Source organism: Mesorhizobium sp. L-8-3 (assembly GCF_016756615.1).
In the GTDB taxonomy this organism is placed as follows: domain Bacteria; phylum Pseudomonadota; class Alphaproteobacteria; order Rhizobiales; family Rhizobiaceae.
The window spans coordinates 2,870,831-2,897,709 of record NZ_AP023262.1; the positions used below are offsets into that span (position 1 = coordinate 2,870,831).

The following is a 26,879-nucleotide window of genomic DNA, read 5'->3' on the forward strand; positions in this document are numbered from 1 at the left end:
ATGCGGGCGAGCGGCGCGCCGCTGGATAACAGCATCGCGGGGGCGCGAAAAGATCGTAGGAATACGACGATGGTTTAGGTGACGCGGCGTCAGGGCCTGGCGGCGTGCGACTGCCCGTCGCCCGGTCTGAGCACGAGCAGCACGATCAGGGCGGCGAAAACCGCCGCGTCGCGCCATTCGATCGGGAAGTAGCCGGACCATAGCGCCTCGGCCATGCCGAAGACGGCCGCGCCGAGGGCCGCGCGCGGCGGCGAATCGTAGCCGCCGACCGCGGCGACGAACAGGATCTTGAGGCCGAAGACCAGTCCTGTTCCGAAGCTGATATTGCCGAAATAGAGCGCGGCCAGGATGCCGGCCGTCGCCGCCGCGAGGCCGCCGGCGACGATCGCGCCGTTGAAGACGGCAGGCACGTCGACGCCGCACATGGCGGCCGCCCTGGGGTCGTCGCAAACCGCGCGCCACGATCGGCCGAAACCTGTGCGGGCGAGGGCCAGCGTCGCCAGGGCCAACGCCAGTACGATCAGGGCGCAGTTCATGAGCTGGATGACGGTAAGGGTGACGCGGAAACCGTCCGCCATGAGGAAGACCACTGGCTCGGCGAGCATGGGCGGCAGCCAGAAATCGCGCGTCTCCGCCGCGATGCGGCCGAGTTCCATCAGGACGATCGAGGCGCCGAGGGTGGCCGTCACCACCGCGTTGGGTGTGCGCCGGGCGAGCGGGGAGAACACGCTGCGCGCCAGGATCATGCCGATCAGGATCGCGTAGGCGAAGGCTGCGACGATGCCCAGGACGACGGTCGCCGGAAGGGTCAGCCACAGGACGTACCAGCCGAAGACCGCGACCAGGATCATGGTCTGCCCGCTGAAGGCGAAGACGGCGCCATAGGCGAGGTTGGTGCGCCGCACCACGCCGTTGGTGAGCGCATAGCCGAAGGCGAGCAACGCATAGAGAGCACCCATGTGGAGCCCGTTCAGAACCTGCTGGAGGAAGTACGGCATTGCTGGTCCGTCGGCCCGCCCCGCGTTCGTGGCAAGACGTTGCCTGTCACCTGCTAACTTGTCAAATCCATTTTACCAGTTAGATTGTGGGGATGGCGGTTTCATGGACAGCTCACAGGTTCGCTGGTGGCGTGCTGGCGCTCGACGCGGCCAACACGGTCGTGCTGCGCGGTGATCCGCGCGGCTTCGATCGTTTCGCCGAGCCGATCGAGATCGCACGTTTCGCCGAAGCCGCCGGCCGTTTCCGCCGCGAGGAGCTGGGCAACCGTCGCCTTTCGGTCGCGGACCCTGAGGCCGTGCGGCCGCTCGTCCTGGAGATTCGCGAGGCGACCGACAGCCTGTTCCGGGGCGCTGTCCAGAAGGGCCGCTACGGCGGAGGAGCCCTGCCGCGGCTGCTGCGCGCCTGTGCCGCCGGCCTCGAAGGCCATGACGACCTCGGTCTGGGCGAGCGCCCCTTCGGCGATCCTGCGACCCCGCTCGCCTTCGAGGCGGCCCTCGCAGTCTCGGCCTTGTCGCTGCTTTCGACCGGGACTACCGCAAGGCTGCGTATCTGTCCGAACTGCAACTGGCTCTTCCTCGACAGGAGCCGCAATTCCAGTCGGCTGTGGTGCGACATGGCCGTCTGCGGCAACCGGCAGAAGGCCAGACGCCACTATCGGCGGCGCCTTGCCGCGCAGGAGGGTCTTGCGGATGCGTAGCGTCTTCGGTCGCTGGCCGGCTGCCGTTTCCCTGCTCGCTCTCGCTGTCCTCGGCGCGTGCCGCGAGAGCGGCGGCGAGGGTGAGCATTACGAGATCTCGGGCAAGCTCTTCATTTTCAACTACCGTGTGGCGACGGCGACCTATCTCGTCACGCTGAAGCCCTTGCAGCCGCCGCGCGACGACGAGACGGCGGTGGCGACCTTTGAGGACCCCGCGGGCGGGGAGCCGATCGTGGTGCGCCAGAAGATCTGGCCGAAGCTCGACAAGACCACGATCGAGAGCCCGCCCTTGCGCTGCGTGGCCAAGGACAGACCCTATGCCGTGTCGATCGCCATCGAGGGGGCCGACGGCGCGACGCGCCAGACCATCAGGACGACCATGGTTTCGTCGGAGGACCAGGCCCTGCTGCCGGATGCGCCGCTCGTGGTCGGTCCCGCCTACACGCCCAATCCCGATCTCGCCGGCCATCCGGACGGCAAGCTGCGCGGCGCCACCCGGTCCTGTCCGCCGCGCTGACCTGTCGTTCAGGACCGATCTCGTATTGTCGCGCGTCCGGTGCGATTTCGTTTGACGTTGCAATGAGGGGCGGAAACACTAAACCATCGCTTGCCCGATGTCGGTCGACGCGGCGAATCGGTCATGGGCTGCGCAGAGGAGTTGGTGATGACGCTTCACGACGTCGCCCTGGACGACAAGTTCGATCTGTCCAAGGAACGCATCTTCCTCTCGGGCGCGCAGGCGGTCATCCGCATGCTATTGATGCAGCGCGAGCGCGACCGGCGGGCCGGCCTCGGCACGGCAGGCTTCGTTTCGGGATATCGCGGCTCGCCGCTCGGCGGCCTCGACCTCCAGCTCTGGAAGGCCAGGAAGCAGCTCGCCCAATCCAGCATCGTCTTCCAGCCCGGCCTCAATGAGGAGCTGGCCGCGACCGCCTGCTGGGGCACCCAGCAGACCGAACTGCTCGGCGAGGGCAAGCATGACGGGGTGTTTTCCGTCTGGTACGGCAAGGGGCCTGGCGTCGACCGTTCCGGCGATGTGTTCCGGCATGCCAATCTCGCCGGGTCCTCGAAGCATGGCGGGGTGCTCGCCCTGATGGGCGACGATCATACCGCCGAATCCTCGACCAACGCCCATGCGACGGAATTCCTGTTCGTCGACACCATGATCCCCATCCTCAATCCGGCCGGGGTCCAGGAACTCATCGACTACGGGCTCTACGGCTTCGCCATGTCGCGCTTCGCGGGTACCTGGGCGGCGATCAAATGCGTGAAGGACAACATCGAATCGACCGCTTCCGTCGATGTTTCGCTCGAGCGGCTCGGTATCGTCCTGCCCGAATTCGACATGCCGCCCGGCGGCCTCAACATCCGCCACGAACTCGATCAGCTCGGCCAGGAGGCCAGGCTGCACGAATACAAGCGGACCGCGGCGGCTGCCTTCATCCGCGCCAACAATCTCAACCGCATCATCTATTCCGGCGGCAGCCAGGCCAGGCTCGGCATCATCACCGTCGGCAAGAGCTATCTGGACGTCCGTCAGGCGCTCGACGACATCGGCATCGACGAGGCAGCCGCCAACCGGATGGGCGTGCGCCTGTTCAAGGTCGGCTGTCCCTGGCCGCTCGACATCGAGCACATCAGGGATTTCGCGCGCGGCCTCGAGACGATCGTGGTGGTCGAGGAGAAACGTTCGCTGATCGAGGTCCAGGTGCGCGAGGATCTCTACGGCACCTCGATGCAGCCTGTCGTCGTCGGCAAGAAGGACGAGCGCGGCGACTGGCTGTTCCCGGCCAAGGGCGCGCTCGACCCCAACGACATCGCCATCGCGCTCGGCGAGCGGGTCCTCAAGGTCATCGGCCCCTCGGAGGAGATTGCCGCCCGCGTCGCGCAGTTGCGGCAGTTCCAGGCCATGCTCGCCGACACGAAGGATGTCGCGGCCCGTACGCCCTATTTCTGTTCGGGCTGCCCGCACAACAGCTCGACCAAGGTGCCCGAAGGCTCCATCGCCGGTGGCGGCATAGGCTGCCATTTCATGGCTATCTGGATGGACCGCCAGACGATCGGCTTCACCGCCATGGGCGGGGAGGGTGCGCAATGGATCGGCCAGGCGCCGTTCTCCAGGCGCGAGCACATGTTCCAGAATCTCGGCGACGGCACCTACAACCATTCCGGGGTTCTGGCGCTTCGCTTCGCGCTCGCCTCCGAAGTCAACATCACCTACAAGATCCTCTACAATGACGCGGTCGCCATGACCGGCGGCCAGCCGCATGAAGGCAATCTCACCGTCGACATGATCGCCCGGCAGGTGCGGGCCGAAGGCGTGGAGCGCATCGCCGTCGTCACCGACGAGCCCGGCAAATATTCCGGGGTCGCGGCATTCCCTCCCGGCACGACGATCCATCATCGCGACGATCTCGACCTCGTGCAACGCGAACTGCGCGAGGTGAAGGGCGTCTCGGTGCTGCTCTACGACCAGACCTGCGCGGCCGAGAAGCGGCGCCGGCGCAAGCGCGGCACCTTTCCCGATCCCGACAGGCGCATCATCATCAACGAGCTGGTCTGTGAAGGCTGCGGTGATTGCGGGGTGAAGTCGAACTGCGTGTCGGTGCAGCCGGTGGAGACCGAATTCGGCCGCAAGCGGCGCATCGACCAGTCGAGCTGCAACAAGGATTTCTCCTGCGTCAACGGGTTCTGCCCGTCCTTCGTCACGGTGCACGGCGCCAAGATCCGCAAGGTCGAGGGCATCGCCGGCAAGGCCGACCCGCTCGACGGCGTGCCGGAGTCCCGGCCGTTCGAACTTGGCCGTGAAGGCTGGGCCTCGATCATCGACGGGGTCGGCGGCACCGGGGTCGTCACGGTGGGGGCGATCCTCGGCATGGCCGCGCATATCGAGGGCAAGGGCTGCGGCATGATCGACATGGCGGGCCTCGCGCAGAAGGGCGGCGCCGTGTTCAGCCATGTGCGCATCGCCAGGACCCCGGAGGAGATCCACGCCATCCGCGTCTCGGCCGGCAAGGCCGATCTGATCCTGGGCTGCGACCTGGTGGTATCGGGCGCCAAGAAGGTGCTCGCGGCGGTGCGCGAAGGCCATACGATCTTCGTGGCCAACACCGCCGAGGTGATGCCGGGCGACTTCGCGCGCTCGGCCGACTTCACGTTGCCCACGGAGCGGCTGAAGCGGGCGATCCGCGGGGCGGCGGGCGACAAGGCGCATTTCTTCGACGCGACGCGGACCGCGGCGGCCCTGTTCGGCAATTCTCTCGGCGCCAACATGTTCATGCTGGGCTTTGCCTGCCAGCATGGCGGGCTGCCCGTTTCGACAGAAGCGGTCGAGAAGGCGATCGCGCTCAACGGCGAGGCCGTCGCGATGAACATCGCCGCTTTCCGCTGGGGACGCCGCGCCGCGCACCAGCCGGAATTCGTGCGTGAGCTCGCTGCCACGCAGGATCGGACCGTCGCTCCGGCTCTGGCGCAGACGCTGGACGAGGTCATCGCGCGCCGCGCCGAGTTCCTCGCGGCCTACCAGAACGCGGCCTATGCCCGGCGTTACCGCGATCGCGTCGCCGCCGTCCGGGCTGCCGAGGCTAAGGCGGCCGACGGATCGACGGTCGTCACCGCGGCGGTGGCGCGCAATCTGTTCAAGCTGATGGCGATCAAGGACGAGTACGAGGTCGCGCGGCTCTACACGGACGGCTCCTTTGCCAGGCAGCTCGCCGGCCAGTTCCAGTCCTACGACAGGCTCGAATTCCATCTGGCGCCTCCAATCCTGGGTCGCCGCGGTGCCGACGGCGCTCCGCGCAAGTCGAGCTTCGGCCCATGGATGATGACCGGCTTCCGGCTGCTGGCTGGGCTGAGGGGACTGCGCGGCACCGCTTTCGACCTGTTCGGACGCACCGCCGAGCGGCGCACGGAAAGGCGCCTGCTGGCCGACTACGAGGGGGATCTGGACACGATCCTGCGCGTGATGTCGCCCGATCGGCTCGAGGCGGCCGCGGCGCTCGCTTCAGTGCCCGCCCTCATACGCGGCTATGGCCACGTCAAGGAAGCAAGCATTCGAAAGGCGGAAGGAGAAAGGTCGCGCCTGCGGGAAAGGCTTGCGGGAGCGCCGGAAAAAGAACTACTTCAGGCTGCAGAATAGTTAACATGATCTGTCTCTGCGCCGGATAAACCTTTATTAATGCGAATGTGGCACACGTTGGCCCGATCTTAGGCCGCTGGTGATGGGCAAAACAAGCGAGAACCACATCCCCGACGATGTGTATATCCAGTTCGTGCGCTCGTTGTTCAACAGCGCGCACACTGTTCTCGTCGGCGCGGCCATCCATGCCACGGCCGCCTTTCTGGTCTATTGGAACAACGGCCGTCCGATCTATGCCGTGCTCGGCGTGCTCTTGCTGGCAATCGGCGTGTGGCGCTATGCCGGCATGCGCAGGTTCAAGAAGTCGGGACAGATCGCCAGCCGCGATGAGGCATGGCACTGGGAACGCGAATATCTGATCAAGGGAAGTATCCAGGCCTTCACGCTGGGGTTCTTCTGCTTCGTCTCGCTCTACGTGGCGACCGACCCCTTTGCCCAGCTTGCGGGGTTCGGCGTGACGCTCGGCTCGATCGTTACCGTCGCCGGCCGCAATTACGGCTCGGCGCGCATGGTCACCATCTTCGCCGCGTGTTTCGTCGGCCCGATCGGCCTCGGCCTGATGCTTCGCGGCGATTTCGCGCATGTCATGCTCGGGCTGATCATCTTTCCGTTCTATCTCATCATCAAAGGCACCGCCGACCAGGTTCGCGAGGTGCTGTTCTCCGCGGTGATCGGCCACAAGCAGGCGAGGCAGATCGCCCATCGTTTCGACCGCGCCCTGAACACGATGCCGCATGGCCTGGTGATGCTCGACCCCAACGGTCGTGTCGTCGTGGCCAATGCGGAGGCTGCCCATCTGATGGCCATGTCCTCCCCCGAGGCGATCATGGGCCGCTCGCTGGAGGCGCTGTTCATGCGCGGCGTCGCTGCCGGCGTGCTCGACATGCATGAGTGCCGCTACGTGGTGGCGCAGCTCACGCGGTCCCTGCGCGACGGCCGGGACCGCAAGGTGCTGGTCAGCTTCGCCGACGGCCGGTACTTCGAGCTGTCGACCCGGGAAGGGCACGACGATCTCGGCGTCATCACTTTCGAGGATGTCACGCAGCGCGTGCGGTCGGAGGAGAAGATCCGCGTAATGGCCCGTTTCGACAGCCTGACGGGACTGCCGAACCGGGCCTATCTTCACGAGCTCGTCGTGGAGGCCATGGCCAGCGGCGATCGAGACCGATCCTGCGCCTTGGCGGTGCTCGATCTCGACGACTTCAAGAGCGTCAACGACACGCTCGGCCACCCCGTCGGCGACGGGCTGATCTATGCGGTTGCGGAGCGGCTCGGCACCTTCGCCTGTGAGGACCTCAAGATCGGCCGCTTCGGCGGCGACGAATTCATGATCTATTTCGACCGCATCGAGTCCGAGGACCATCTGGCCCAGCTTCTCGACCGGATCTTCGCCGGACTGCAGGGAGAGACGGATGTTGCGGGCCATGTCTTGCGCATCCAGGCCAGCGCCGGCGCTGTGTTGTCGCGGGCCGGCGACACCGATGTCGACGCCATGATCGTCAAGGCGGATCTTGCCCTCTACAAGGCCAAGGAGCTCGGCAAGAACAGCTGGCGGCTGTTCGAGGCGACGATGGACGAGGCCTTCCGCAACAAGCAGTTGCTGAAGGCCGACCTGAGGAACGCGGTGGAGTCCAGGGGACTGCGGGTGGTCTACCAGCCGATCGTCTCGATGACGACGATGAGCATCGCTTCCTGCGAGGCGCTGTGCCGCTGGGACCATCCGGAGCTCGGTCCCATATCGCCGGCGGTGTTCATCCCGCTGGCGGAGGAGATGGGCATCGTATCGGAGATCAGCAGCTTCATGCTCGCCGCCGCTACTCGGGAATGCGCCAAGTGGCCGGAACCGATCAATGTCTCGATCAATCTCTCGGCCAAGGATTTCGGCAACCGCGAAATCGTCGGCAAGGTTCGCGCCGCGCTGGACGAGGCCGGTCTCGCGCCGGGACGGCTGGAGATCGAGGTGACCGAGACGGCGTTGCTCGACGACAATTCGCTCACCCGCGAGCTGATCGAGGAGATGAAGGCGCTGGGCGTCCGCATCGCCCTCGACGATTTCGGAACCGGCTATTCGAGCCTCAGCTATCTGCACAAGCTGCCGCTCGACAAGGTCAAGATCGACCGCAGCTTCCTCATCGACGTGACGCAGAACGAGCGTTCGCTCGAGCTGCTCAAGGGAGTGGTCAACCTGTCGCGGCCGCTCGGCCTGCAGGTCACCGTCGAGGGCGTCGAGACCTTCGACCAGTTCAAGGTACTGGCGCTGTCGGTGAAGCCGGACCTCGTGCAGGGCTTCCTGTTCGGCGCGCCGCTTTCGGCCTCCGGCATCGAGACGATGTCGTCGACCGTCTGGCCCTTCGCCAAGGAAGTCAGGACGGCCAGGCGCAGCGCACGACGCTGAGTAAATTGAAATTCGTTAAAATCTTTGTCGAATTGTGATTGGTCGTTAACCCTTTTTCAAGGTTAATGCCCGGTAAAGTTGTCTGTACAAAGTTTCAACTTTCCACATCTGGTCGCGTCGGTTAACGTTTTCTAGCGGTACGATGCGGCAGAAGTCACGATGAAGGGCAACGGATTGAATTCGCCTCAGACCATCGATCGAACACAGGAACAAGGCGGCATGTCCGCCTTCAGCAGGACGGTGCTGTCGGTCATGGACCGGATCGAGTATCGCTTCTGCGACAGCGGCGAGGACCTCGAGGCGATCTATCGGCTGCGGTACAACTCCTACCTGATGGCCGGCATGGTGAAGCCGAACGCGTCCAGGATGGTCAAGGACCATTTCGACGACCTGCCGAACTCCTACCGGTTCGGCGTGTTCTTCGAGGGCCATCTCGTCAGCACCTTGCGCCTCCACTATGTCAGCGCGAAATATCCTCTTTCGCCGAGCACCGAGGTCTTCCACGACGTGCTGATGCCGCGCCTGGCCGCCGGCGAGACCTTCGTCGATCCGAGCCGCTTCGCGGCCGATCACGACTGGTCGGCGTCCCTGCGCGTTCTGCCTTACGTGACGCTGCGGCTGGCCATGGTCGCCTCGCGCTATTTCAAGCCCGATGCCTGCCTGACCGCCATCAAGGAAGAGCATGCCGCCTTCTACAAGCGCGTGTTCGAGGCCGAGTCCGTGGTCGAGGCGCGCACCTATCCGGGCCTGACCATCCCGGTCTATCTCTACCAGTCGCGGACCCCCGCGGCGGTCGATCAGGCCGAGCAGCGCTTTCCCTTCTTCAGGTCGACGCCGATGGAGCAGCGCATGCTCTTCCAGCGCCCGAAGCTGGGAGAGATCGGCCCGCTCACCATCCTGCCGACGGCCAGGTACTTTCTCGACGCCGCATGAAGTCCGTCGGCGGGCGGCATTTCGCGTGTCATGGAGTTTGAAGTTCCCGGATTCGGATGCCATTGATTCCGTCGAGAACGCTGGAGCGCCGCGCGTCCATTTCGGGCGCGCTCAGGGGCGCCCTGACATTTAGAATCCAGGCATCGCGCTTTCCGAGAATCGGGTACGATTCCGGGCCGATGCGGCAGGAACGTGGCGCCAGGACGCAATGGCTACGGCACATGACCTCGTGAGATCGGCCGTCTGGGCCGCGGAACTCGCCGAGGACGAGATCGAGCGGGCGCGCCGTGGTTTCACCGAGCGGTCCTTCTCGAAAGGCAGCTATGTCTGCCATCGTGGCGACAAGCTGGACTACTGGACCGGCGTGGTCACAGGCCTCGTCAAGATCAGCGCCATCTCGCGCAGCGGCAAGGCGATGACTTTTGCCGGCGCGGGACCCGGGGGCTGGTTCGGTGAAGGTTCGGTGCTGAAGGACGAACCGCGCAAATACGACCTCGTGGCCATCCGCGACACGCGCCTGGCGATGCTCAACAAGTCGACCTTCTTCTGGCTCTACGAGAATTCCACTGGGTTCAACCGCTTCCTCGTGCGGCAGCTCAACGAGCGCATGGGTCAGTTCATCGCGACCATCGAATACGACCGCATCCTCGATCCCAAGGCGCGCGTGGCGCGCAACCTGTCGTGGCTCTTCAATCCGGTGCTCTATCCCGGCGCGGGCGGCCATATCGAGATCACACAGGAGGAGCTCGGCCTTCTGGCCGGCGTTTCGCGGCAGGTCGCCAATCGCAGCCTGCAGGCGCTCGAGGAGGAAGGGCTGCTGAAGGTCGAGCACGAACGCATCACCGTTCTCGATCTCGACAGGCTCAGTAAATATGACGGGTAGGTAAAACGCTCTCGGCCAGGCTGGACACGGCGCAACAAGCGGCAGTTCATAAGACAATTCCGGGGGCTGTCTGTCAATGCCTCTGTTGTCGGCATGACTTATCGGCGCTAGTTTCCTGCGAAGAGATACGGAACCGCAGACACAACGACGGTTCCACCCGGCAAGATGAGGGTCTCGCCGGCGGATGGGAGGAAGCATATTGGCGCGAACGGTTGCGTCCGGCGAAGCATATTCCAGCGATGTGTCGCGGCCTGCGGGGAGCGCGGGCGCCGAGCTCGACACGTTCCCGAAATATCTGCTCTTCAATGCCGAGCACCACGCATCGCGGCCGGCGATGCGGCACAAGGACTACGGCATCTGGCAGAGCTGGAACTGGAGCGAGCAGGCGGACGAGATCCGGCGGCTCGCCCTCGGCCTGCAGGCGCTCGGCCTTTCCCGCGGCGAGCGCGTCGCCATTGTCGGGGCGAATCGTCCGCGGCTCTACTGGAGTTTCGCCGCCGCCCAGTCGCTCGGAGCCGTTCCCGTTCCGGTCTATGCAGACGCCGTCGCCGAAGAGATGGCCTATGTGCTCGATCATGCCGAGGTCCGATTCGCGATCGTCCAGGACCAGGAGCAGGTCGACAAGATACAGTCGTTCCAGGACAAGATCCCGGCGCTGAAGGAGATCGTCTATGACGAGCCGCGCGGCCTGCGCGACTACGACCCCAGGGGGCTCACAGCCTTCACGTCCGTGCAGGACAAGGGGGCGGCCGTGGAGAGGGCCGATCCCGAGGCGGCGGGCCGCTGGGCGGATGCAATCCGCGCGGCGAGCGGCGACGACATTTCCGTCATCCTCTATACGTCGGGTACGACCGGCCGCTCCAAGGGCGTAATGGTCAAGGCTTCGGCTGCGGTCAAGGCCGCCCGCGACACGGCGGCCTTCGACCGGCTGACCGAGAAGGACAGCGTGCTTGCCTATCTGCCGCTCGCCTGGGTCGGAGATCACTATCTCAATTACGCGCAGGGTTATGTGAGCGCCTTCTGCATGAATTGTCCCGAGAGCCCACAGACAGTTCCGCAGGACCTGCGCGAGATCGGGCCGACCTTCTATTTCGCGCCGCCGCGAATTTTCGAAGGGCTCCTTACCAGCGTCACCATACGCATGGAGGATGCCGGCCGGTTGAAACGCTGGCTCTTCGACCATTTCATCCAGGTGGCCCGCAAGCATGGCGAGGCGATCCTTGAAGGACGCCCGGTCCCGCTATTGGCGAGGCTGAACTATGCCCTCGGCAACCTCCTGGTCTACGGGCCGCTCAAGAATGTGCTGGGGATGTCGAAGATCCGGGTCGCCTATACCGCCGGGGAGGCGATCGGCGAGGATCTGTTCTCGTTCTTCCGCTCGCTCGGGATCAATCTCAAGCAGCTTTACGGCCAGACCGAGGCTTTCCTCTACGTGACCGTGCAGAAGGACGGTGCCGTGCGCTCCGACGCGGTCGGACCGGCCGCGCCCAATGTCGACATCCGCATTTCCGAGGCCGGCGAGGTGCAGTTCCGCTCGCCCGGAATGTTCTCCGGGTACTTCCGCCAGGAGGACAAGACCGCGGAAACGATGACGCCGGACGGCTATGTGAAGACCGGCGACGCCGGCTTCTTCGAGAAGGACGGCCAGCTCAGGATCATCGACCGCGCCAAGGACGTCGGCAGGCTGCGTTCGGGCGCGTTGTTCGCGCCGAAATACATCGAGAACGTCCTGAAGTTCTTCCCCAACATCAAGGAGGCCGTGGCCTTCGGCGACGGCCGCGATTTCTCCGCCGCCTTCATCAATATCGACCTGCAGGCGGTCGGCAACTGGGCCGAGCGCAACAACATCGCCTACGCCTCCTATCAGGAACTCGCCGGCCACCCCGAGGTCTACAGGATGATCGCCGGCCATGTCGACGAAACCAACCGGCGTCTCGCCAGGGAGCCGATGATGGCGGGCGGCCAGATCAGGCGCTTCCTGGTGCTGCACAAGGAATTGGACGCCGACGACGGCGAACTGACAAGGACGATGAAAGTGCGGCGTTCCTTCGTCGCCGAGCGCTATCACGAGCTGATCGAGGCGCTCTATGACGGTACGACGGAAAAGAATGTCGAGACCGAGGTGACCTTCGAGGATGGTCGCAAAGGGCATATCCGCGCCACCGTGCGGATCATGGACGCCAAGATCCACGGTGCGGCGGAGCCGATCAGGGAGGCCGCCGAATGAATGCCTTGCCCGATACGTTGCGCGTCGCCGCCCCGGACGACGGCATACCGCATGGCGAAACCCTGCTCGAGGTCAGGAACGTCTCGCTGTCCTTCGGCGGCGTGAAGGCCATCACCAATATCTCCTTCGACGTCAGAAAGGGCGAGATCCGGGCGATCATCGGGCCGAATGGCGCCGGCAAGACCTCGATGCTCAACGTCGTCAACGGCTTCTACACGCCGCAGCACGGCACGATCGTGTTCCGCGGCGTGGAGCGGCGCGGCATGAAGCCTCACCATGCCGTGCGACAGGGCATTGCCCGCACCTTCCAGAACGTTGCTTTGTTCAAGGGCATGTCGACGCTCGACAACATCATGGCCGGCCGCTCGGTGATGATGCGGCGCGGCCTGTTCTGGCAGATGCTCTGGCACGGGCCGGCGCTGCGCGAGGAGATAGAGCATCGCGAGAAGGTCGAGGAGATCATCGACTTTCTGGAGATCCAGCATATCCGCCGCACACCGGTCGGGAAGCTGCCCTACGGCCTGCAGAAGCGGGTGGAACTCGGCCGGGCGCTGGCCATGGAACCGTCCCTGCTGCTTCTCGACGAGCCCATGGCGGGAATGAATCTCGAGGAGAAGGAAGACATGAGCCGGTTCATCATCGACGTGAACCGGCAGCGCGGCACGACCATCGCCCTTATCGAGCACGATATGGGCGTGGTCATGGATCTTTCCGACCGTGTGGTCGTCCTGGACTACGGCAAGAAGATCGCCGACGGCACGCCCGACGCGGTCAAGGCCGACCAGCAGGTCATCGACGCCTATCTCGGCGTCGCCCATTGAAAGGAGCGGCGGATGACATTCACGGCAATCACCATCGGGCCGTTGATCGCATTGATTGCCGGCATACTCATCCTGGTGATGCCGCGGCTGCTCAACTACATCGTCGCGATCTACCTGATCCTCGTGGGGCTGCTCGGCCTCTTCCCGCAACTGGGCGGATGAACAGATCGAAGCCGGGAGTGGTGGCAATGAGAAAGAGGGGAAAGCCGTGGAACTGTTGAACGCCATCCTGGTGAAGCCTTTCGCCGACATGTTCGGCGCGCCTGATTTCCTCCTGCAGGTGCTTTGGGAAGGGCTGGTATCCGGCGTGCTCTATGCGCTGATCGCGCTCGGCTTCGTGCTGATCTACAAATCGTCCCGCATCTTCAATTTCGCGCAAGGCATCATGGTCGTCTTCGCGGCGCTCACCTTGGTGGGCCTGCACGAGAAAGGCGTGCCGGCGCTGCTCGCCGTGCCGCTGACCCTGCTGGTGATGTTCATCCTCGCGGTCTGCATCGAACGTGTGGTGCTGCGCCCGCTGGTCAACCAGCCCGACATCATCCTGTTCATGGCGACGATCGGCATCACGCTGTTCCTGGTCGGTTTCGGCGAGACGATCTTCGGCGGCGAGAACAAGGTGATGATCACCGAGCAGCTCTATATTCCGTCCGGCTCCTTCGACTTCGAGCCGTTCGGCGGTTTCGTCTCGATCGAGCAGAAGGACCTGACCGCGGTGATCGGCGCGGTTGCGCTGGTCGCGGGGCTGCTGATCTTCCTGAACAGGTCGAAGATGGGGCGGGCGATCCGGGCGCTTGGCGACGATCACCAGGCTGCTCTCTCGGTGGGCATCTCCCTGTCCGGCATCTGGGTTCTGGTCTGGTTCATTGCAGGCATCATCGCGCTCGTCACGGGCATCGTCTGGGGGGCGCGGGCCGGCGTGTCCTTCGCGCTGGAGGTGATCGCCTTCAAGGCATTGCCGGTGCTGATGCTCGGCGGCCTGGAATCGGTGCTTGGCGCGATCCTCGGCGGCCTGGCGATCGGCATATTGGAGAAGCTCTTCGAGATCTATTGGGGCCAGCCGCTGCTCGGCGGCAACACGGAGACCTGGTTCGCCTTCGTCTTCGCGCTGATCGTGCTCCTTTTCCGGCCGCAGGGCCTGTTCGGCGAAAAGATCATCGAGCGGGTGTGAGCGATGGCGAGTTTCCAGGCAAAGTTTCAAGACGCGGGCGTTTCCTTCCCCCTCGAGTTGCAGGGTGATGGCTTGCATCCGGTTTCATTCGGAGGCAACGGCTGATGCTCTACCGCACCGCAGGCCAGTTCAAGACCTCCTACCGCGCCGACCACGCGCTGTTCCCGCTGCGCCAGGACGCCTGGCTGCTGGCCTTCATCCTCATCGTCGCCTTCTTCGTCTTTCCTCTCACCGCCAGCGATTTCGCCTTCCGTGCGCTGCTCGTGCCGGTTCTGATCTATTCCCTGGCGGCGCTCGGCCTCAACATCCTGACCGGCTATGCCGGGCAGCTCTCGCTCGGTACCGGCGCCTTCATGGGTGTCGGCGCCTATGCCTGCTACAAGCTGATCACGCTGTTCCCCGAGCTCAATCTGGTCGTTGCGATCGCGTTGTCGGGCTTTTTCTCGGCCGCCGTCGGCGTGGCCTTCGGGCTGCCGTCGCTGCGCATAAAGGGCTTCTACCTGGCGATCGCCACGCTGGCGGCGCAGTTCTTCCTGGTCTGGCTCTTCGAGAAATGGGGCTGGCTCTACAACTACAACGCGTCGGGCGCGATCCAGGTGCCGAATATCGAGATGCTCGGCATCACCGTTGCCGGCCCGCAGGCCAAGGCGATCACGCAATATTATTTCGTGCTCTGCGTGGTGGCACTTGTCACCTGGCTGGCCATCAACATCACGCGCGGCCGCATCGGGCGGATATGGAAGTCGGTGCGCGACATGGATATCGCCGCCGAGCTCGTCGGGATCAATCTGATGAGGGCCAAGCTCTCCGCCTTCGCGGTGTCGTCCTACATCGTCGGCGTGTCCGGCGCGCTCTTCGTCTTCCTTTGGCGCGGCGCGGCGGAGCCGAACCTCTTCGACATTCCGCTGTCGTTCCGCGTCCTGTTCATCGCCATCATCGGCGGGCTGGGCTCGATCCTCGGCAATTATCTCGGCGCGATCCTGATCGTGGCGCTGCCGGTGGTGCTGAATTTCGTCCCCGGCGCGCTCGGCATTCCGATCAGTTCCTCAACGGGCGAGCACCTGAATACCATGGCCATCGGCGCGCTGATCATCTTCTTTCTCATTGTCGAGCCGCACGGCCTGGCACGGTTCTGGGCGATCATCAGGGAAAAGCTCATCATGTGGCCATTTCCGCATTGACGGAAAGACGAGGCGGCTGCCGGGGGCTGCCGCCGCAAACGGGGTCGGTTCGCCCGGCCCTTTCGGAGAAACGGACAACAGGAGGAGACGCAGATGAAGTTTTCAGCGAAGACAGCCCTATTGGCGGCGGCCCTTGCCGCGGGCACCGCGTTCGCGGTGCCCGCGATGGCCGAGGACATGGTGAACCTGCCGAACCTTTCCTACCGGACCGGGCCTTTCGCCGCGACCGGCATCCCGCTGATGAATGGCCAGCGCGACTATATGATGATGCTCAACGAGCGCGACGGCGGGGTGAACGGGGTCAAGCTCGGCTATGACGAGTGCGAAACCGGCTACAACACCGAGAAGGGTGTCGAGTGCTACGAGAAGACCAAAGCGGCCGGCGGCATCGTCACCCAGCCATGGTCTACCGGCATCACGCTCCAGGTCCTGCCCAAGTCGAATGTCGACAAGATACCGATTCTGGCGCCCGGCTACGGATTCTCCGCCATGCAGGACGGCAAGACCTTCCAGTGGGCCTTCAATCCGCCGTCCTCCTATTGGGATGGGGCCTCGATGATCCTGAAGAACATTTCGGGCGGCGATCTGGACAGCCTGAAGGGCAAGAAGATCGTGCTGCTCCATCTCGACCATCCCTATGGCAAGGAACCGATTCCGCTTCTGGAGTCGCTTGCCGCCAAGCATGGCTTCACCCTGTTGCCGATCCCTGTCGGCCTGAAGGAAATGCAGAACCAGTCGGCGCAGTGGCTGCAGATCCGCCGCGAGAAGCCCGATTTCGTGCTGATGTGGGGCTGGGGCGCGATGAATGCCGGTGCCATCACGGAGGCGGCCAAGACCAAATATCCGATGAACCAGTTTGTCGGCATCTGGTGGTCGGGCCATGACGGCGACCTGAAGCTGGTCGGCGACGCCGGCAAGGGCTACCGGTCGATTTCCTGGAGCCTGCCCAATTCCGAGGCGCCGGCGATGAAGGACATCAAGAAGTATGTGGTCGACGCCGGCAAGTCGATGGCCAACACGGCCGACGGCGAGTTCGATTCCGTGTTCTACCAGCGCGGCGTGCTGATCTCGATGATTCTGGCGGAAGGGGTGAAGGCCGCGCAGGCCCAATTCAACGCCAAGGTCATCAACGCCGAACAGCTTCGCTGGGGCCTCGAGAACCTCAAGCTCGATGAGGCCAAGCTGAAGGAACTCGGCCTGGAGGGCATGATCCCGCCTTTCTCGACCTCCTGCTCGGACCATACCGGCCATGCAGGCGCCTGGATGCTCGAATGGGACGGCACGAAGTTCGTCAAGGTTTCCGAACTGCTCGAGTCGGATCGCGCCGCGATCGATCCGATCGTTGCGGCCAAGGCCAAGGAATATGCCGACGCCAACCAGCCCTGGCCGGTCAACGAGGAATGCAAGATGTAGCCAGCGCCGCCGGCCTTCTTCCGTAACGGGGAGAGGGCCGGCCGGTCCGGTCGGTTTCTGCAAGGATACAGGATGAGCAACGCACACCAACCCGCCCCGGCACCAGCCACGCCGATCTTGTCGGTGAACAACATCGAGGTGATCTACGACCATGTCATCCTGGTGCTGAAGGGTGTTTCCCTTTCCGTGCCGAAGGGCGGGGTGACCGCGCTGCTCGGCGCCAACGGAGCAGGCAAGACGACGACGCTGAAGGCAATCTCCAACCTGCTCCAGGCAGAACGGGGCGAGGTGACCAAGGGCAATATCGTCTTCGAGGGGGAGGAGGTGCAGGCGCTTTCCCCCAATGAGCTGGTGCGGCGCGGCTGCATCCAGGTCATGGAAGGCCGCCACTGTTTCGGCCATCTGTCGGTCGAGGACAATCTGCTCACCGGCGCTTTCACGCGCCGCGACGGCAATGCCGCGATCCGCGACGACCTCGATCTGGTCTACCAGTATTTCCCGCGTCTCAAGGTGCGCAGGCAGAGCCAGGCCGGCTACACGTCGGGCGGCGAGCAGCAGATGACGGCGATCGGCCGGGCGCTGATGTCACGGCCCAAGATGATCCTGCTCGACGAGCCGTCCATGGGGCTGGCGCCGCAGCTCGTGGAGGAGATCTTCGAGATCGTGAAGAAGCTCAACGAGGAACAGGGCGTCTCCTTCCTGCTGGCCGAGCAGAATACCAATGTCGCGCTGCGCTACGCCAAATACGGCTACATATTGGAATCGGGGCGCATCGTGCTCGACGGCGAAGCGTCGTCGCTGCGCGAGAACGAGGACGTGAAGGAGTTCTATCTCGGTGTCGGCGGGGAAGGACGCAAGTCTTTCCGGGACGTCAAGCACTACAAGCGCCGCAAACGCTGGCTGGCGTGAGCAGTCACTCGCGCCCGACGTCGAACGCGATGTCGCGGTAGAGCTCAGCCAGCGCGAGCGACGTGCCGATCTCCGGCAACGCGATCGTCGCGTCGAGGCCGATGGCTTCCTCTGTCGCTCAGCCATTCGGGCCCCGGCGCCAGATGGTCACCTGCGGCGCCTCGCTGTCGACCTGGAGCACGACCTTCACCGCCGGATGCTGTTGGTATTCTGCCAGTTTCTGGAAGCGGTCATACCGAGTGGTCGAAGGCGACAGGATCTCGATCACGGCCCGGGGATCGTCCGCCGTCATGGAGCGTGGATCCGGTTTGTCGCATTCGATCAGCACGTCGGGGCGGCGCGTGCCGCGAGACGTAAGGATCGATGTGTCCGAAGTCTTGGGTCGGCAAAGCTTGCCGCGCAACTGGTTTCCGAAAGCGACGATGGTGTTGACCGCGATGCTGTCGTGCCGGTCGGTCGCCCCGGTCATGGCCTTCACGGTCATCACGGGCAGGCCGTCGACGAGTTCGTAGTTCCTGTCCTGGTGTTTCTGCCATTCGAAGAACTCGTCGATCGTCATCGGACGGCTGGCTTTCTCGGCCATCTTTCACTCCACCTGCGGGTCGACAATATCAAATCGCTGTTTCGACCAGAAGATGGGCCAGCGACGGCTTCGCCTCGGCCGGGTGGCCGCCGTCAACGGCGTGCGGCCACACATTATCGCGGAATTGCTTGACGCTCTTGTCGCAGACCAGCGGCCAATAGCGCCATTGCCCTTGGCCCTGCTTTTCGCTATGTGCCGGGCGACAGGCTTTGCGAGGGATACACAATGGCTGATCACACGCCGACCGGCCCCGTCGAGACGGGCGCCCCGATGGACTATCAGGAGCATGAGAAGACCTATCAGCTCTTCATCACCCTGACCAAATATGTGTCGTTGGTCTGCGTGGCCCTGTTGGTCGCCATGGCCTTCGGCTTCTTCGCTCCGGCCGGCTTCTTCGCTTCCCTTGTGCTGTTCCTGGTGATCTGCGCCGTGGGCGGTTATCTGCTCCGCGACATCCCGGGGCACATCAGCTGATATTTCCGCTTCGATAACGACCGGCGGAAGCCGGGCTGCGAAGGATATGGGTTCCAACCGGAGGGATAGAGGCGGTGGGACAGACAGTTTTCGTACCGGCTGAGATCGACGCGAACGAGCCCCGTGTCGGTGCATCGCCCGAGACGGTGAAGCGGCTTGTCGGGCTCGGCTTCGACGTGGTGGTGGAGGCCGGTGCGGGTTTGGGCTCGCGCATCGTCGATGCGGATTTCGCCGCAGCGGGCGCCGCGATCGGCAAGGCCTCCGATGCGGGCCGGGCCGATATGGTGCTGAAGGTGCGCCGGCCGAGCGAGGCGGAGCTCAAGGGCTACAAATCAGGTTCGTCCGTCATCGCCATCATGGACCCCTATGGCAACGACGCGGCGGTGGCGGCCCTGGCGCGGGCCGGGGTGACGGCGTTTGCCATGGAGTTCATGCCGCGCATCACCCGCGCCCAGGTGATGGACGTGCTGTCGAGCCAGGCCAACCTGGCCGGCTACCAGGCGGTGATCGACGCGGCGGCCGAATATGACCGGGCCCTGCCGATGATGATGACGGCGGCCGGCACGGTGCCGGCGGCGAAGGTCTTCGTCATGGGGGTGGGCGTGGCCGGCCTGCAGGCGATCGCCACCGCGCGCCGCCTCGGCGCGGTGGTGACGGCGACCGACGTGCGGCCCGCCGCCAAGGAGCAGGTGGCCTCGCTCGGCGCCAAGTTCATCGCGGTCGAGGACGAGGAGTTCAGGCAGGCCGAGACCGCCGGCGGCTATGCCAAGGAGATGTCGAAGGAATACCAGGCCAAGCAGGCCGCGCTGACGGCCGAGCACATCGCCAGGCAGGACATCGTCATCACCACGGCGCTGATCCCCGGGCGTCCGGCGCCGCGGCTGGTGTCGGCGGCGATGGTGGCCTCGATGAAGCCGGGCTCGGTGCTGGTCGACCTGGCGGTGGAGCGCGGCGGCAATGTCGAGGGTGCCGAGGCCGGCAGGATCGTGACCACGGCCAACGGGGTCAAGATCGTCGGCCATCTCAACGTGGCGGGCCGGGTGGCGGCGTCGGCGTCGCTGCTCTACGCCAAGAACCTCTACGCCTTCGTGGAGACGCTGGTCGACAAGGCGAACAAAAAGCTTGCGATCAACCGCGAGGATGAGCTGGTCAAGGCAACCATGCTGACCGACGGCGGCAAGGTGGTGCATGCGGCCTTCGCCGATGCGGCGGCCAGCGTGGCGGCTGTGCCGGTTGCCGCGGCGGACAAGCCGGCGATGCCGGTTGCCGCGGCCAAGCCGACCAAAGCGGCTGCCGCGAGGAAATCGGCGAAGAAGCCGACGGCGGCAGCGGACAAGCCGGCGAAGACGCCGGTTGCCGCGGCCAAGCCGGCGAAGGCAGCTGCCGCGGCGGACAAGCCGGCGAAGCCGCTTGCCGCGGCCAAATCGTCATCGAAACCAGCGGCGGCGCCCAAAACCGGGGGAGAGGCGTGATGGAACAGTTGGAAAAAGCCCTCGACCAGCTCGAGCAGTCGGTGGCGGCGGTCAGGATGGCGATCGCGGATCTGGCCCAGGCGCCGGCGGCCGGCGATGTGGCGCATGCGCTGTCGGGCGGCGCCATCGATCCCTTCGTGTTCCGCTTCGCCATCTTCGTGCTGGCGATCTTCGTGGGCTATTACGTGGTGTGGTCGGTGACGCCGGCCCTGCACACGCCGCTGATGTCGGTCACCAACGCGATCTCGTCGGTGATCGTGGTCGGCGCGCTGCTGGCGGTGGGCATCTCGGCCTCCGGCCTTGCCACCGGCTTCGGCTTCGTCGCGCTCATGCTCGCCGCCGTCAACATCTTCGGCGGCTTCCTGGTGACCCAGCGCATGCTGGCCATGTACAAGAAGAAAGAGAAGTAAGCGATGAACGCCAATCTCGCCTCTTTCCTCTATCTGGTCTCCGGCATCCTGTTCATCCTGGCGCTGCGCGGCCTGTCGCATCCGACGACCAGCCGGCAGGGCAATCTCTACGGCATGATCGGCATGGGGATCGCCATCCTGACCACGTTGGCGCTGGCCACGCCGAGCCTCGGCGGCCTGGCGCTGATCGTGGTCGGGCTGGCCATCGGCGGCGGTGTCGGCGCCTATGTGGCGCGCTCCATCCAGATGACCAAGATGCCGCAGCTGGTGGCGGCCTTCCACAGCCTGGTCGGCCTTGCCGCGGTGATGGTGGCGGCGGCCGCACTCTATGCGCCGGAAAGCTTCGGCATCGGTTCGCTCGGCGCCATCCACGGCCAGGCGCTGGTCGAGATGAGCCTCGGCGTGGCGATCGGCGCGGTCACCTTCACCGGCTCGGTCATCGCCTTCCTGAAGCTCGACGGGCGCATGTCGGGCAAGCCGATCATGCTGCCGGGCCGGCATGCCGTCAACGCCGCGCTCGGCATCGCGCTGGTGGTGCTGATCGTGCTCCTGGTGACCACGCAGAGCACGATCGCGTTCTGGCTGATCGTGGCGGCGTCGCTGGTGCTCGGCGTGCTGATCATCATCCCGATCGGCGGCGCCGACATGCCGGTGGTGGTGTCGATGCTGAACTCCTATTCGGGCTGGGCGGCGGCCGGCATCGGCTTCACGCTGGGCAACCTGGCGCTGATCATCACCGGGGCGCTGGTCGGCTCGTCGGGCGCGATCCTCAGCTACATCATGTGCAAGGGCATGAACCGCTCCTTCATCTCGGTGATCCTCGGCGGCTTCGGCGGCGAGGCGGCGGCGGTCGCCGACGACGGCATCGAGCGCACGGTGAAGCAGGGGTCGGCCGACGACGCGGCCTATCTGATGATGAACGCGCAGAAGGTGATCATCGTGCCGGGCTACGGCATGGCGGTGGCGCAGGCCCAGCACGCGCTGCGCGAGATGGCCGACAAGCTGAAGGCGGCCGGCGTCGAGGTCAAATACGCCATCCATCCGGTGGCCGGCCGCATGCCGGGCCACATGAACGTGCTTTTGGCCGAGGCCAATGTGCCCTACGACGAGGTGTTCGAGCTCGAAGACATCAATAGCGAGTTCGCGCAGGCCGACGTCGCCTATGTGATCGGCGCCAACGACGTGACCAACCCGGCGGCGCGCGACGACAAGGCGAGCCCGATCTACGGCATGCCGATCCTCGACGTCGACAAGGCGCGCATCTGCCTGTTCGTCAAGCGCTCGCTGGGCTCGGGCTATGCCGGCATCGACAACACGCTGTTCTACAAGGACGGCACCATGATGCTCTTGGGCGACGCCAAGAAGATGACCGAAGAGATCGTCAAGGCCTTCGACCACTGAGCCGAACGACCATCCCATCCACAGCCAGACGAAAAAGCCCGGCCGAAACGCCGGGCTTTTTCGTTAGCGTCCGCGACCGGACACCAAACCGGAATCAACCACCGTCGCCCGGCAGTTCGTCCGGAACGGAGAGGTGGCGCTCGAAACGTTCGAGCAGCGTGTGCATATCCTTGCGCGCCGCGGTGAATGCCTGGGATTGCGCCCTTGCGGCCATGTCGGCCTCGTAGGCTTCCAATGACGGGAAGCGGCATTCCCAGCGGATGTCGGGCCCAGCGCCCTCCAGCTTGACATAGATCCGCCCCGGCTCGAGCCCGAGTTCCCGGCGAATGGCGGATGCCTTGCGCCGCTGGGCGAGCACTGCCGCGGCCTGACCTTCCCTGGCGAAATAGTTGGTCGTCTCGACGATCATAACCTTCTCCTCCCGGTCCTCCGATGTCTCTGGCGCGAGCCGCGCACGATGCCGCTTTCAACCCTTGACGACCTCAGAATATGATCATAAACTGTGATCACAGTAGATGATCGCAGCTTAGCGCGTCACGCTGCAGGTCACAATCGCAAAGGTGTGCTCTTGCCTACGATCAAGTCCATCGAAACACTGATTGTCCAACTGCCCACCCGGCGCGAGCACAAATGGGCCGGCCTGACGGAAGTCATCGGCCGCTATGTGATGGTCCGGATGACGGACAGCGACGGTCGCGTCGGATGGGGTGAGGCGCCGGCGCTCAAGGACTGGGGCGGCGAGTTCGGACGTTATTTCGGCGAATCGGCGCTGATCAGCCGTTCCGTCATCGATACCTATCTGGCCCCGGCGGTGATCGGGCTGGATCTCGGCAACTTCGCCGAACTGCACGCCAGGATGGATGCGATCATCCGCGGCTATCCCTATTCGAAGGCCGCCGTCGAGTTCGCTGCCTATGATCTCACGGGCCGCTGGCTGAATGTGCCGGTCCACACGCTGCTCGGCGGCAAGGCGCGCGATCGTGTGCCGGTCACCCATTCGATCGGCCTGATCTCGATCGAGGAGGCGCGTGCCGAGGTGTCCAAGCTGGTCACGGAAGGCGTGAAGACGATCAAGGTCAAGATCGGCGTCGATCCCGATCGAGACGTCGCCATGGTCAACGCCGTCCGCGAGGTCGCGGGCGAGGCGGTCGAGATCTGCGTCGACGCCAACGAAGGCTACAAGACGCCGGGCGAGGCGGTCCAGACCGTGCGCAGGATGGAGAAGAACCGGCTCAAATATGTCGAGCAGCCGGTCATGGGCATCGAGCGCATCGCCGAGGTCGGGCGCCGGATCGACGCGCCCGTGATGGCGGACGAGTCGGCCTGGAATGCGCATGACGCCGTGCAGATCATCCAGTCGGGCGGGATCCAGATCGTCTCGATCTACACGACCAAGTCGGGTGGCCTCTACAAGGCCATGGAGGTCGGAGCCGTGTGCCGTGCCGCCGGCATCATCTGCAACGTCAACGGCTCCATCGAGACGGGTGTCGGCAATCTGGCCAATGTCCAACTCGCAGCCGCATCGCCCGCCGTCACGCTCTCCTGCGTCATTCCCGTCTCGACACCGGCCGAGGCGCAGCGCGGCCAGGTCGGCGGCATCTACTACAAGGACGACCTGCTGGCCGAGCCCATGCAGTTCGCCGACGGTGCCATCGTGGTCCCCTCCGGCCCCGGCATGGGCATCGAGGTGGATCCCGGCAAGATCGAAAAATACCGCGTGCGCGATTGAACACGGCACGGATATCAGGAGAGGAACAATCATGCGGGCAGAAATCGTCGCGAAACAGGTGAAGGCAATGGCGCAGCATGGGCTCGACGCCATGATCTGCTCGTCGCCGGAGAACTTCGCCTATACGACCGGCTTCGTCGTGCCGTCCCAGCCGCTCATCCGCCATCGCCATGCCATGACGATCGTCACCGCGGATGGCCGCGAAGCGCTCTTCGGCGTCGACATGGAGGCCTCTACCATCAAGCGGCGCCAGCCCGACGTGCCGACGCGCATCTGGGCGGAATTCTCCGACAATCCCATGCTGGTTCTAGCCGACCAGTTGGAGAGCCTCGGTCTCGCCAAGGCCCGCATCGGGCTCGAGATGGACTACCTGCCGGCGGGCGACTTCGCCCGGCTGGTCGCGGCGATGCCTGGAGCCAGGTTCGAGCATGCCGAGCCTCTCCTCGCCCGGCTGCGCCAGATCAAGACGGCCGAGGAGGTAGCACTTCTGCGCCGGCTGTCGCGGATCGCCGACCAGGCCATCACCGACACGCTCGCCGTCGTGGACGAGGGCGATTCCGAGATGGACATCGCCGGTCATCTGACGCGCAATGTCTATTCGCTGGGCGCTGACCACTTCAAGCTGCTCATCGTCGCCACGGGTGAACGCAGCGTGCTTCCCAATGTTGGTCCTTCGGAGCGTGTGCTGAAGCGCGGCGACGTCTGCCGCGTCGAGATATTCTCCGTCATCAACGGCTACCAGGCCGGGGTCTGCCGCACGGCGATCGTCGGCGAGGCGCCTCCCATGGCCGAGAAGATCTGGGCCCATCTCGTCGAATGCAAATACGAGATCATGGAGAAGGTGAAGCCGGGCGCGAGTTGCAGGGCAATCTACGATGCCTTCATCGCGAAGCTTGCCAAGCTGAGCCTGCCGCCGATCTCCTTTGTCGGGCACGGCATCGGCCTGCATCTGCACGAGGATCCGTATCTCGGACTGACCCCGGTCCTGGGCAAGCCCGGCGGCGACGCGCCGCTGGAGGAGAACATGGTGCTCGGCTTCGAGCCGCTCTGCTACGACACCGGCTACGGCTTCGGCATGCAGAACAAGGACATGCTGCTCGTCACGGCGACCGGATCGGAGCTGCTTTCCGACTATGCCGATACCGACCGGCTGATCCTGACGGGCACCGCCGGCAAAGCGGCGGCGCGCCAGGTGGCCTGAGCGGCGAGCCGCCGATCGAGTGGAGAATAGGCGGCAAGGGCCTTCAGCGGCCCCGTCGCCAGCGACGACCCACTGCCGGACCGGTGGGAAGCAGTCCGAATGACGGTCCGTGGACGGGTGGATGACTATGCGCACGCTGATCAAAGACTTGAACTTCGCCTTCACGGTCGACAAGAACGACACGGTCCTGCGCGGCGCCAGCGTGGTCGTCGAGAATGACCGCATCGCCGATATCGGGCCGGCGGCGGATGTCGCGGCGCGCCACAACGCGACGAGCTTCGACAAGGTGGTCGACGGCAGGATGCTCGGTATCTGCCCGGGTTTCGTGGACAGCCACGTCCATCTGTCCGAGACGCTGTCGCGGGCGGTCTTCCCCGACAACCTCAACACGCGCGCCTGGGTCTTCCATTGGGCCAAGCCCTTTTATGCCCATATCACGGAAGAGGACGAATATTGGGGCGCGCTGCTTGGGATCACCGAGATGCTGCGCTGCGGCACGACCTGCTTCCTGGATATGGGCTCCCAATACGATCCGGGGATCGTGATCCGCGCCATGGAGCAGACCGGCATCCGTGGGATCACTGGGCGTCATGCCGCCGACAATCCGCCGGCGGAACTGCCGCGCGGCTGGACCCGTGAAATGGCCGAGCACCACTTCTTCCCCGACGCGGAGACAGCGCTGAAGGTGCTGGAGGATTGCGTCACGCGCTACAATGGGGCGCTGGACGGCCGCGCCCGCTGCTGGGTCAATATCGAGGGCAAGGAACCCTGCACCCTCGAACTGCATGTCGGCGCGGTGAAGCTCGCCGAGAGGCTCGGTGTCGGCACCACCTATCACCTCGCGACATCGATCGAGGAAGCCAAGGTCTGCGAGAGCAAATATGGCTGCTGGCCTATCACCCGGATCGACCGGGCCGGCGGCATCGGGAAGAACCTGGTCATCGCCCATGGCGCGGCGGTGTCGGACGAAGAGGTCCGGCTGCTCGCCGAACGCGGCGCCAGCGTGGCCTTTTGCCCGTGCTCGTCCTTCAAGCTCGGCAAGGGCGCGACGGCGATCGGCAAATACCCTGAGATGGTCAAGGCCGGCGTCAAGGTCGGGCTCGGCACCGACGGCGTGTCGGCGGCAGGCAACATGAACCTCATGCGGCAGATGCTCGTCGTCGCAGGCATGTTCAAGGACGCCCGCATGCAGCCCGATATCTTTACCGCGAGGCAGGCGTTGCGGGCCGCGACGATCGAAGGCGCCCGGGCACTGATGTGGGACGACGAGATCGGTTCGCTCGAGATCGGCAAGAAGGCGGACTTCATCCTGTTCGATCTTGACCATGTCGAATGGACGCCTTTCTACGATCCGCTCCAGGCGCTGGTCTTCTCGGCTTCGACCGCATCGATCACGCAGACCTGGGTCGACGGCAAGGTGCTTTACGCCGACGGCAAGGTGCAGGGCATCGACGAGGCCCATATCCGCCGCAGGGCGCGTGAACTGGCGGCCGCAGCGGTCAGGCGCGCCGGCTTGCATGAAGAGGGCGTCGAGACCACCACGACGCTCTACGACGAAGGCAACTGACGTTGGCGCATTTGCGCTTTTCCCGAATCGCGCAAACGCTCCAACTCTTTGTTCTCACGCAATTCCGGACGCAAAACCGCTGCGCACTTTTGCTGGAATTGCTCTGGGTGCCTCCGCGGCAGAGGTTGCGGGGGCGCCGGTCGAACGGTAGAGACATATCGCGTTCAAGAGGCTGCATGGGAGAGATCGGCCGCGGATGGCCGGCGCCGACGGAGCAACCCCCCAGGAAACTCTCAGGCAAAGAGACCATGCAGTTGAACGATCTGGAGAGTGGCACC

Annotated in this window: 23 protein-coding genes and 1 riboswitch; of the genes, 20 read left to right on the plus strand and 3 right to left on the minus strand. The window is 64.7% G+C overall.

Annotated elements, in window-relative coordinates:
• Positions 1 to 89 precede the first annotated feature (89 nt).
• Positions 90 to 998 (minus strand): branched-chain amino acid ABC transporter permease, encoded by a 909-nt coding sequence (locus JN302_RS13485; protein ID WP_202333219.1) that lies wholly within the window; start codon positions 996 to 998, stop codon positions 90 to 92.
• A gap of 92 nt (positions 999 to 1,090) precedes the next feature.
• Here JN302_RS13485 and JN302_RS13490 point away from each other — a divergent pair, with 92 nt between their 5' ends.
• The 13 genes from JN302_RS13490 to JN302_RS13550 all read left to right on the plus strand — a co-directional run bounded on the left by JN302_RS13490 (position 1,091) and on the right by JN302_RS13550 (position 17,764).
• Positions 1,091 to 1,696 (plus strand): CGNR zinc finger domain-containing protein, encoded by a 606-nt coding sequence (locus tag JN302_RS13490; protein ID WP_202333220.1) that lies wholly within the window; start codon positions 1,091 to 1,093, stop codon positions 1,694 to 1,696.
• A complete protein-coding gene (locus JN302_RS13495; protein ID WP_202333221.1) occupies positions 1,689 to 2,213 on the plus strand; it encodes a hypothetical protein in 525 nt (174 codons plus the stop codon). The genes JN302_RS13490 and JN302_RS13495 overlap by 8 nt, the downstream gene beginning before the upstream one ends.
• A gap of 147 nt (positions 2,214 to 2,360) precedes the next feature.
• Positions 2,361 to 5,834 carry an indolepyruvate ferredoxin oxidoreductase family protein gene (locus JN302_RS13500; protein WP_202333222.1) on the plus strand — a complete coding sequence of 1,158 codons (3,474 nt, stop codon included), beginning with the start codon at positions 2,361 to 2,363 and terminating at the stop codon, positions 5,832 to 5,834.
• A gap of 82 nt (positions 5,835 to 5,916) precedes the next feature.
• A complete protein-coding gene (locus JN302_RS13505; protein ID WP_202333223.1) occupies positions 5,917 to 8,229 on the plus strand; it encodes a putative bifunctional diguanylate cyclase/phosphodiesterase in 2,313 nt (770 codons plus the stop codon).
• 219 nt (positions 8,230 to 8,448) lie between these two features.
• A complete protein-coding gene (locus JN302_RS13510) occupies positions 8,449 to 9,162 on the plus strand; it encodes an N-acyl amino acid synthase FeeM domain-containing protein (protein WP_244743285.1) in 714 nt (237 codons plus the stop codon).
• A gap of 208 nt (positions 9,163 to 9,370) precedes the next feature.
• On the plus strand, positions 9,371 to 10,045 hold the full coding sequence (locus JN302_RS13515) for a Crp/Fnr family transcriptional regulator (RefSeq protein ID WP_202312798.1): 675 nt from the start codon (positions 9,371 to 9,373) through the stop codon (positions 10,043 to 10,045).
• Positions 10,046 to 10,286: 241 nt separating this feature from the next.
• A complete protein-coding gene (locus JN302_RS13520; RefSeq protein WP_274609282.1) occupies positions 10,287 to 12,272 on the plus strand; it encodes an AMP-binding protein in 1,986 nt (661 codons plus the stop codon).
• Positions 12,269 to 13,093 (plus strand): ABC transporter ATP-binding protein, encoded by an 825-nt coding sequence (locus tag JN302_RS13525; protein WP_202312801.1) that lies wholly within the window; start codon positions 12,269 to 12,271, stop codon positions 13,091 to 13,093. The genes JN302_RS13520 and JN302_RS13525 overlap by 4 nt, the downstream gene beginning before the upstream one ends.
• A 12-nt stretch (positions 13,094 to 13,105) precedes the next feature.
• Complete coding sequence (locus JN302_RS13530) at positions 13,106 to 13,255, plus strand: DUF3096 domain-containing protein (protein WP_202333225.1); 150 nt, start codon at positions 13,106 to 13,108, stop codon at positions 13,253 to 13,255.
• Positions 13,256 to 13,301: 46 nt separating this feature from the next.
• On the plus strand, positions 13,302 to 14,261 hold the full coding sequence (locus JN302_RS13535) for a branched-chain amino acid ABC transporter permease (protein WP_202333226.1): 960 nt from the start codon (positions 13,302 to 13,304) through the stop codon (positions 14,259 to 14,261).
• 104 nt (positions 14,262 to 14,365) lie between these two features.
• Positions 14,366 to 15,442 (plus strand): branched-chain amino acid ABC transporter permease, encoded by a 1,077-nt coding sequence (locus JN302_RS13540; RefSeq protein ID WP_202333227.1) that lies wholly within the window; start codon positions 14,366 to 14,368, stop codon positions 15,440 to 15,442.
• A 93-nt stretch (positions 15,443 to 15,535) separates the two neighbouring features.
• The gene (locus JN302_RS13545) at positions 15,536 to 16,855 is read left to right on the plus strand and encodes an ABC transporter substrate-binding protein (protein WP_202333228.1); all 1,320 of its coding nucleotides are present in this window, start codon (positions 15,536 to 15,538) and stop codon (positions 16,853 to 16,855) included.
• Positions 16,856 to 16,927: 72 nt separating this feature from the next.
• Positions 16,928 to 17,764 (plus strand): ABC transporter ATP-binding protein, encoded by an 837-nt coding sequence (locus JN302_RS13550; RefSeq protein WP_202333229.1) that lies wholly within the window; start codon positions 16,928 to 16,930, stop codon positions 17,762 to 17,764.
• A gap of 118 nt (positions 17,765 to 17,882) precedes the next feature.
• Here JN302_RS13550 and JN302_RS13555 read toward each other — a convergent pair whose 3' ends face one another.
• The gene (locus tag JN302_RS13555; RefSeq protein WP_202333230.1) at positions 17,883 to 18,347 is read right to left on the minus strand and encodes a Uma2 family endonuclease; all 465 of its coding nucleotides are present in this window, start codon (positions 18,345 to 18,347) and stop codon (positions 17,883 to 17,885) included.
• Positions 18,348 to 18,572: 225 nt separating this feature from the next.
• Here JN302_RS13555 and JN302_RS13560 point away from each other — a divergent pair, with 225 nt between their 5' ends.
• The 4 genes from JN302_RS13560 (at position 18,573) to JN302_RS13575 (ending at position 22,104) form a co-directional block, all read left to right on the plus strand.
• A complete protein-coding gene (locus tag JN302_RS13560; RefSeq protein ID WP_202312813.1) occupies positions 18,573 to 18,821 on the plus strand; it encodes an aa3-type cytochrome c oxidase subunit IV in 249 nt (82 codons plus the stop codon).
• A 74-nt stretch (positions 18,822 to 18,895) separates the two neighbouring features.
• Positions 18,896 to 20,293: a Re/Si-specific NAD(P)(+) transhydrogenase subunit alpha gene (locus tag JN302_RS13565; RefSeq protein ID WP_202333231.1), complete on the plus strand. Its 1,398-nt coding sequence runs from the start codon at positions 18,896 to 18,898 to the stop codon at positions 20,291 to 20,293.
• A complete protein-coding gene (locus JN302_RS13570; protein WP_202333232.1) occupies positions 20,293 to 20,703 on the plus strand; it encodes an NAD(P) transhydrogenase subunit alpha in 411 nt (136 codons plus the stop codon). Before JN302_RS13565 ends, JN302_RS13570 begins: the two co-directional genes overlap by 1 nt.
• 3 nt (positions 20,704 to 20,706) lie before the next feature.
• Entirely contained in the window at positions 20,707 to 22,104 is a 1,398-nt protein-coding gene (locus tag JN302_RS13575) for an NAD(P)(+) transhydrogenase (Re/Si-specific) subunit beta (protein WP_202333233.1), read from the plus strand.
• A 94-nt stretch (positions 22,105 to 22,198) separates the two neighbouring features.
• Here the strand turns inward: JN302_RS13575 and JN302_RS13580 are convergent, their stop codons facing one another.
• Positions 22,199 to 22,513, minus strand: coding sequence for a hypothetical protein (locus JN302_RS13580; RefSeq protein WP_202333234.1), 315 nt, complete (start codon positions 22,511 to 22,513; stop codon positions 22,199 to 22,201).
• A gap of 153 nt (positions 22,514 to 22,666) precedes the next feature.
• On the opposite strand from JN302_RS13580, the gene JN302_RS13585 reads away from it, so the two are divergent.
• From JN302_RS13585 to JN302_RS13595, 3 genes are all read left to right on the plus strand, one after another.
• Complete coding sequence (locus tag JN302_RS13585; RefSeq protein WP_244846314.1) at positions 22,667 to 23,833, plus strand: mandelate racemase/muconate lactonizing enzyme family protein; 1,167 nt, start codon at positions 22,667 to 22,669, stop codon at positions 23,831 to 23,833.
• A gap of 31 nt (positions 23,834 to 23,864) precedes the next feature.
• The gene (locus tag JN302_RS13590; RefSeq protein ID WP_202333236.1) at positions 23,865 to 25,034 is read left to right on the plus strand and encodes a M24 family metallopeptidase; all 1,170 of its coding nucleotides are present in this window, start codon (positions 23,865 to 23,867) and stop codon (positions 25,032 to 25,034) included.
• Positions 25,035 to 25,155: 121 nt separating this feature from the next.
• Positions 25,156 to 26,601: an amidohydrolase family protein gene (locus tag JN302_RS13595; RefSeq protein ID WP_244846315.1), complete on the plus strand. Its 1,446-nt coding sequence runs from the start codon at positions 25,156 to 25,158 to the stop codon at positions 26,599 to 26,601.
• 167 nt (positions 26,602 to 26,768) lie between these two features.
• Positions 26,769 to 26,860, plus strand: a riboswitch (glycine riboswitch).
• Positions 26,861 to 26,879: the final 19 nt, after the last annotated feature.